This window comes from Nodosilinea sp. LEGE 07088 (assembly GCF_015207395.1).
Classification (GTDB): Bacteria; Cyanobacteriota; Cyanobacteriia; order Phormidesmidales; family Phormidesmidaceae; genus Nodosilinea.
The window spans coordinates 1-7,238 of record NZ_JADEWX010000234.1; the positions used below are offsets into that span (position 1 = coordinate 1).

Annotated in this window: 5 protein-coding genes and 1 pseudogene; 4 read left to right on the forward strand and 2 right to left on the reverse strand. The window is 56.8% G+C overall.

Annotation, left to right across the window (positions count from 1 at the left end; genetic code table 11):
- The 3 genes and pseudogenes from IQ254_RS34050 to IQ254_RS28305 form a co-directional block, all read left to right on the forward strand.
- Positions 1–135 (forward strand): annotated as a pseudogene (locus tag IQ254_RS34050) (IS630 family transposase); the annotation flags it as partial.
- Positions 136–333: 198 nt separating this feature from the next.
- Positions 334–2,376 (forward strand): thioredoxin domain-containing protein, encoded by a 2,043-nt coding sequence (locus tag IQ254_RS28300; protein ID WP_193969492.1) that lies wholly within the window; start codon positions 334–336, stop codon positions 2,374–2,376.
- Between the two features lie 104 nt (positions 2,377–2,480).
- A complete protein-coding gene (locus IQ254_RS28305) occupies positions 2,481–3,665 on the forward strand; it encodes a class I SAM-dependent methyltransferase (protein ID WP_193969493.1) in 1,185 nt (394 codons plus the stop codon).
- A gap of 104 nt (positions 3,666–3,769) precedes the next feature.
- Here the strand turns inward: IQ254_RS28305 and IQ254_RS28310 are convergent, their stop codons facing one another.
- Complete coding sequence (locus IQ254_RS28310; protein WP_193969494.1) at positions 3,770–5,113, reverse strand: hypothetical protein; 1,344 nt, start codon at positions 5,111–5,113, stop codon at positions 3,770–3,772.
- Between the two features lie 208 nt (positions 5,114–5,321).
- Positions 5,322–5,591 (reverse strand): GlsB/YeaQ/YmgE family stress response membrane protein, encoded by a 270-nt coding sequence (locus IQ254_RS28315; RefSeq protein ID WP_193969495.1) that lies wholly within the window; start codon positions 5,589–5,591, stop codon positions 5,322–5,324.
- A 378-nt stretch (positions 5,592–5,969) separates the two neighbouring features.
- Here IQ254_RS28315 and IQ254_RS28320 point away from each other — a divergent pair.
- The coding region (locus IQ254_RS28320; RefSeq protein WP_193969496.1) for a cation:proton antiporter at positions 5,970–7,238 on the forward strand (1,269 nt) is incomplete at its 3' end.

Here is a 7,238-nt window from a genome sequence, read left to right on the forward strand (position 1 = left end):
TTCATTTCAAATCGTTTATTTAAGTCGATTGAAGATCTTGAAGCCCTTATCAACAAACTTCTCAATGAGGGGGATTTAGTTATAAATTGGCATCGCAAGGTGAAAAATAAGGGAAATTCGATTAATGCAATTTAGATGCGTAACAGCTTAGTAGCCATCAAAAATCCGCATAGGATCTGAACGGAGACTGATTGATAGTATGCGGCAAATGTTAGAAGCAATAGGATGATGGAAACGCTGCGCTTTTCCCACCCTATGATCTCAAGCCACGGGCTCTGAATCTCGCAACTTTCCCCGTGGTAGGGTGATCATGCCCTCATCCGCTTCGTTTTTATGACTAATCGTCTGGCCGATTTGCCCAGTCTGTATCTGCGTAAGCATGCCGAGAACCCGATCGACTGGTGGCCCTGGTGCGACGAGGCGCTAGAGCGCGCCAGCCAGGACGACAAGCCGATTTTTCTCTCCATTGGCTACTCCAGCTGCCACTGGTGCACGGTGATGGAGGGCGAGGCGTTTTCGGATGGGGCGATCGCCGCCTACATGAACGCCAACTTCATCCCGATCAAGGTCGATCGCGAAGAGCGGCCCGACATCGACAGTATCTATATGCAGGCCTTGCAAATGCTCACCGGCCAGGGGGGCTGGCCGCTGAACGTGGTGCTGCATCCCGAAACCCGGGTGCCCTTTTACGGCGGCACCTACTTTCCAGTAGAGCCCAAGTACGGGCGGGCGGGCTTTTTGCAGGTGCTGACGGCCCTGCGCCAGTTCTACGACAGCGACAAATCGCGGCTGGCGGAGATAACTGAGGCCGTGATGGGCAACCTGCACCAGGCGGCGCAAATTCCCGGTACAGAGGGCCTACTCTCAGCGGAGTTACTCTATGGGGGGCTGGCGACCAACGCCAAGATTCTCCTGCCCTCGGGTCAGGGTACCTGCTTTCCCATGATTCCCTACGCCACAGCGGTGCTGGGCGGGCGGCGGTTTGACCTGGAATTAGACATTACCCATATCTGTGGCCAGCGGGGGCGGGATCTGGCCCTGGGCGGCATTTATGACCACGTGGGCGGCGGCTTTCATCGCTACACTGTGGACCCAAACTGGACTGTGCCCCACTTTGAAAAGATGCTCTACGACAACGGCATGATTGTGGAGTATTTGGCCAACCTGTGGGCCAGTGGACAAAAGGAACCGGCCTTTGAGCGGGCGATCGCCCTTACCCACACCTGGCTAAAGCGAGAAATGACCGCTCCTGAGGGCTACTTCTACGCCGCCCAGGATGCCGATAGCTTTGTCACTCCCAATGACGCTGAACCGGAGGAAGGCGCGTTCTACGCCTGGCCCTACTCGGTGCTGGAATCGACGCTGGGCGCCGAGCAGCTGCAGGCGCTGACAGATGCCTTTACGGTAACGCCCCCAGGTAACTTTGAGGGGCAGAATGTGCTGCAAAGACAGCATCTCGGCCCTCTTGCCGAGGAAGCCGAAGCGGCGCTGGATCAGCTCTTCACCCTGCGCTACGGCACCCCGGCGGGGGATCTGGCTACCTTCCCCCCTGCTACCACCAGTCAGGCGGCTAAAACTGAGATCTGGCCAGGGCGCATTCCCCCCGTCACCGATACCAAGCTGATTGTGGCGTGGAATAGCCTGATGATTTCGGGCTTGGCAAAGGCGGCGATCGCATTCCAGAACCCCGACTATCTGACCACCGCCGCGATCGCCGCCGACTACATTCGCCAGCACCAGTGGGTGGGGAGCCAGCTATACCGTCTGGGCTACGATGGTACACCCCAGGTGCTGGCCCAGGCCGAAGACTATGCTCTTTTAATCAAGGCCTTTCTAGACCTGCACCAGGCTGGTTTGGCCCTGGCAGAATCTGCCCCAGAGCCAGACTGGTTGGCGATCGCGATCTCAACCCAGCAGGAGTTTGACCAGCGGCTGTGGAGTGCCGACCCGGGCGGCTATCTCAGCGCCGTTGCCGACGAGGCCCTGCTGGTGCAGGAGCGCCCCTACCAAGACAGTGCTACGCCAGCCGCCAATGGTATCGCCGTCGAGAACCTGATGCGTCTGACCCTGCTCACCGACGATCTCGACGATCTCGATCGCGCCCAGCGCACGCTGCAAGCCTTCGGCACCGTGATGGATCAGCTGCCCCGCGCCTGCCCCAGTCTATTGCACGGGCTCAACTGGTTTCTCTACGGCACCGTGGTCAATGCCACTCCTGCCGTCATCGCCGAGCTGGCTACCGAGTACTGGCCCACGACCGTCTTTGCCGTGGCCGATGCCCTGCCCGCTGGGGCCGTGGGCATGGTGTGTCGTGGCACCCAATGTCTGGCTGTGGCAAAGTCTATAGAGCAACTGCGGCAGCAGCTCAGCGGGTAAGCTGCGCAAATTAGCAGTCGGTGCATCGTGGGGGCGATCGCGTCACTCACGTCTCCCCATATTCCCTCGCTCCCTCGCTCCTCACATTCCCTTGCTTTCCACCCATGCCCCACAACCCACTGCTATACGAGGTGTTGCGCGATCGCATTCGCCAATCCCCCCAGGGCCGCATCCCCTTTGCCGAGTTTATGGAGCTGGCCCTCTACCATCCCCAGGGGGGCTACTACACCACCAAAGACGCCATTTTGGGCCGCGACGGCGACTACGTTACCTCAGCCCATTTGGGTCATGACTTTGGCGAATTGTTGGCGATCCAGTTTGCGGAAATGTGGCAGCATCTCGGGTGTCCCGATCCCTTTGATTTAGTCGAAATGGGGGCTGGCCAGGGGCTGATCGCCGCCGATGTGCTTGGCGCGTTGCAGAATCACTACCCCGGCTGCTTCGCTACCCTCCGCTACCAAATCGTCGAAAAATCTGACCAACTGCGCGCCGTTCAAACCCAGCACCTGGCTCCATGGAGCGGAAAAGTGGCATGGATCGATCTGGAGCCTATCCCCGACGACGGCATTACCGGTTGTTTCTTCTCCAATGAGCTGGTAGATGCTTTGCCCGTACACCAGGTGGTAATCACAGAAAGGGGGCTGCATGAGGTCTACGTCACCCTGGCCGACAGCGCAGACTCTGCACTGCAAGAAATCGTCGCTGCCCCCTCAACCCCCCGCCTGGCCGACTATTTTGCCGTTGTCGGCATCGACCTGGCCGACCCCCAGTACGCCCCCGGATACCGCACCGAGGTACATCTAGCGGCCCTAGACTGGATGAAAACCGTCGCCGCCAAGCTGCACCAGGGCTACGTGCTCACCATCGACTATGGCTACCCCGCCAGCCGCTACTACAGCCGTGCCCGTGCCCAGGGCACGCTCCAGTGCTACTACCAGCACGCCCACCACGACAACCCCTACAGCTACCTGGGCTACCAAGACATTACCGCCCACGTCAATTTCACCGCGCTGGAGCGTCAGGGCGAACACTGTGGCTTGGCGACCCTGGGGGCCACCCAGCAGGGCATGTTTTTGATGTCGCTGGGGCTGGGCGATCGCATTGCCGCCCTGGGGCAGATACAGGCGACCGATATGGCTACGGTCAACTTGGCGATTCAGCGGCGCGATCGCCTGCATCAGCTGATCAACCCCATGGGCCTGGGGAATTTTGTGGTGCTGGTGCAGGGCAAAGGGCTATCGTCTACGGCCCAAACCCTCAAAGGGCTAACGGTGCCGCCCCTCATATAAGAACCGATAGGACCATAGTCTTTGCCCGGTGTTTTTATGACCAAAAAGTGAAGGGAAGCCTCTACACTAAAGGTGCACATAGCTATGGTGCACTGTACTAGTGGCTAAACCGCGAACCCGATCTTTTGCTTTCGTGGGCCCTTTGATTTTTTCTTCGACGCACCTTGGCCAACTTCTTGCAAGGCTTTCTGGAAAAGATTGTGCAGATGCAAAGGCACACTGGCGATCTCCGGCAGCGATGGCTCCAGAGGTTTTGCAGCCTGCACCAAAACCTCGTTTAGATCAGCCAAGGTTAGCTCCGGGCGGTCAAGAACTCGCCTGAGGGAGGCGATCAACGGGGCTGGGTTTTCCTGCGCTAAACATTGCCAGATATAGGCATTTGCCCCGTCTTCCTGCAGATATTTTTGGGTCATTTTATCCAGCTTTGTCAACGATTCTGCATCTGTCGCGTCAAGCAACTGGGTGAGGCGTACATAGTCGTTGAGGAACATTTGTCCCCATCGGGGATGAACAAATACGGTGACGGCTGCCGCCCGACGAAAATCATCGGGCAAGCTAATCGACGGCATCACCATTTTGACCGTCTGCTCATTTTTCATCAGGCGGCTTACCTGGCGACCATCTTCTCCCAACGCCTCCATTGACTCAGCCATGTCTGCCTCAGTAATACCGGCTTGGGTGGCCAACTCCTGAAGCGACTTGGAACCATCAAGGCCAACCTCCGCCAGGCGGCGCTGGGTTATAGCGGCCTGGTACTCATTTAACCGCCTATTCAAATCATGGCCAGACAGGGTGAGGCGATCGCCCCCAAAGAAATCGACAAAGTCGTGATGAAGCCGCTCTACAGAGTTCCAAGCCTCGGCCAAAAGCTCAGGGGCATCGCCGTAGAGGTGGTTGGGAAACCAGTTCTTAAAGTTGCCAATGGCGACGGCTAACTTCGGTTTGCCCAGCTTGCCCAGCAGCATCAGGGGGCCTGAAATTGTCCACTCATCGGCGACGATGGGCAGCAGGCGAGTGATGACAATTTCCCCAGGTCTGAATCGGGCTAGCTCCGCTGCCAGCTGGGCACCATTGGGCCTGACCCAATAGCGCTTTTCAGTCAGCCAGTTCATTAACTCGTAGCGCTCTGCCTCTACCCGAACTACTGCAAACAGCCCATTGAAAGCGTTCTCCCAGCCCTTAATCAAGGCCCGGTCAGCCTGGGTTAACTCGGGCTGATGTTGAATAAAGATATCCAATACCGACTGGTTAGAAACCCGACCTTCGGTCAGGAACATATCAATAGCTAGTTCTGAGCGATCAACCCCCTGGAGATTGGTCACCGACCATTGCCTTGAACGATCAGCACTATATTTTTCTAGCGCTGTGGCTAACTCGCCATCCGCATTTAGCACAAAGGTCTTCAGTGCTTGCTTCAAGACTCCGGCGTATTCTAGCTGATCCTTCATAGAGAATCTCAATAAGACAATCGAACCTATCAACTAAAAAAATGACTTGGGAAAACCATAATAGTAGTCCCAAATCATTGTAGGGTCAGCCATTTGTCCAGTCGGTACGATCAAGCTTTACTCTGTCAGTCATTGAGCTTTTGCTGCAATGCATTCGAGCTTTGGTCTCACGTTTAGTCAGCTGACTTGAAGCGATAAACAGGTTTGATTACACCGTCCGCTTGGTTGCTGCATAGTAGATGAACAGGGCGACAATTGCACCTAATACAGCAATAACCACACCGCCAATGCTGAGGCCGGTGGCCGTCAATGCTAATGATCCTGTGGTCAGTAGAGCGTAGAGACTACCCCCAACAAATGCACCGATTACACCTAAGAGAAGAGTGCCTAAAATGCCGCCACCTTGATGGCCAGGATAAATAGCTTTGGCAATTGCGCCAGCAATCAGACCCAATACAATCCATGCCAGGATATTCATGCTTTATCTCCAGAATATTGTCAGGCACCGAGTGCCTTTTCCTTATGCTCAACACCATAGCGGGATGGGTCCAGTGGGCGAGACCGTCTAAGGATATAGTTGATACTCGTCGAAAGACATACCTGGATTTTTAGGTATTGATGCTGCGGGCGATCGCAGTCATGCTTACCATCGGCAGCACCTATGCTCACGGGAAAATTCCTTGTACAGCAATAAATCGCTTCGAACCTTAATGGGTCGAGTATTAGGATGTAGCTTTGAGCGCTATAAATTGGGGAATCTGGCCTTCTCAGCCTTGCACCTAACTCGATAACCCTCCCCAGGTTTGGGCGATCGCCCCCGCAGGTGTATACAAAACCCTTCTGGCAGATAACCGCGATGGCTGGAGAGTTGACCCTAATTGTAGAAATGGTGACGGTGCTGGGGGCCGCCACCGTAGGCGGGTACCTGGCCAGCCGCTTTAAGCAGCCGGTGCTGCTGGGCTATCTGCTGGGCGGCATGCTGATTGGCCCCGCCGGGGTTGGGCTGATCACCCTAGATGGGGATATTGAGGTGCTCGCCGACATGGGGGTAGCGCTGCTGCTGTTTGCTCTGGGCATTGAGTTTTCGCTTAAAGATCTGCTGCGCATGCGGGCGATCGTTCTGGGCGGTGGCACGCTCCAGATTGTGCTCACCATTTTGCTGGGGGGCAGTCTGGCCTACTTCACTGGCTGGGTCGATACTATCCCCACGGCAGTGTTTTTAGGCGCTGTGCTGTCGCTGTCGTCTACGGCGGTAGTGCTCAAAAGCCTGATCGAGCGCAACGAGATGCACACCAACCACGGGCAGATTATGCTCGCCATCTTAATTGCGCAAGATTTGGGCGTGGGTCTGATGCTGGCGATCTTACCCGCCCTCACCGAACCCACCAATGTGATTGGCCTAGCCCTGGCGGCGGCGGTGCTCAAGGCGCTGCTGTTTCTGGGGGGTGCCATCCTGGTCGGCGAGTGGATTGTGCCCCCGGTGGTGCGCCTGCTGGCCCGCAGCGGCTCTCAGGAGCTATTTTTACTGGGCATTTTGGTGCTCTGCCTGGGCATTGCCCTGTTGACTTCGGCCCTGGGGTTGGGCATCGAAATGGGGGCGTTTGTAGCCGGGCTGATGATCTCTAATGTGGAGTACGCCGACCATGCCCTCGATCGCATGTTGCCCATGCGCGATGTGTTTGCCACCCTGTTTTTTGCCTCCATTGGCCTGCTGATCGACCCGGCTTTTTTGCTGGCCAATGGCTGGGTATTACTCGGGCTGGTGGCCGTGGCGATGCTCGGCAAAGCCATTATTGCAGCGGGGGTGGTGACGCTGTTTGGCTATCCGCTCAAGACAGCGCTGCTGGTGGGCATGGGCATTAACCAGATTGGGGAATTTTCCTTTGTGCTGGCGGGGGTGGCTCAGCAAGAAGGGCTGTTTTCGTCGCGCCTCTACGGGCTCACGGTGGGCACTACGGCGGCAACGCTGCTGTTAACGCCGTTTTTGCTACGGGCTACGCCCCACCTGCTGACGGCCCTAGAGCGATTACCCTGGGTAAGCCGGTGCTTTCAGCTCAGCCAGTCGCCCCGCCTATTTGGGCGACAAGACGACCTGGTGGGCCATGTGGTGGTGGTGGGTTGCGGG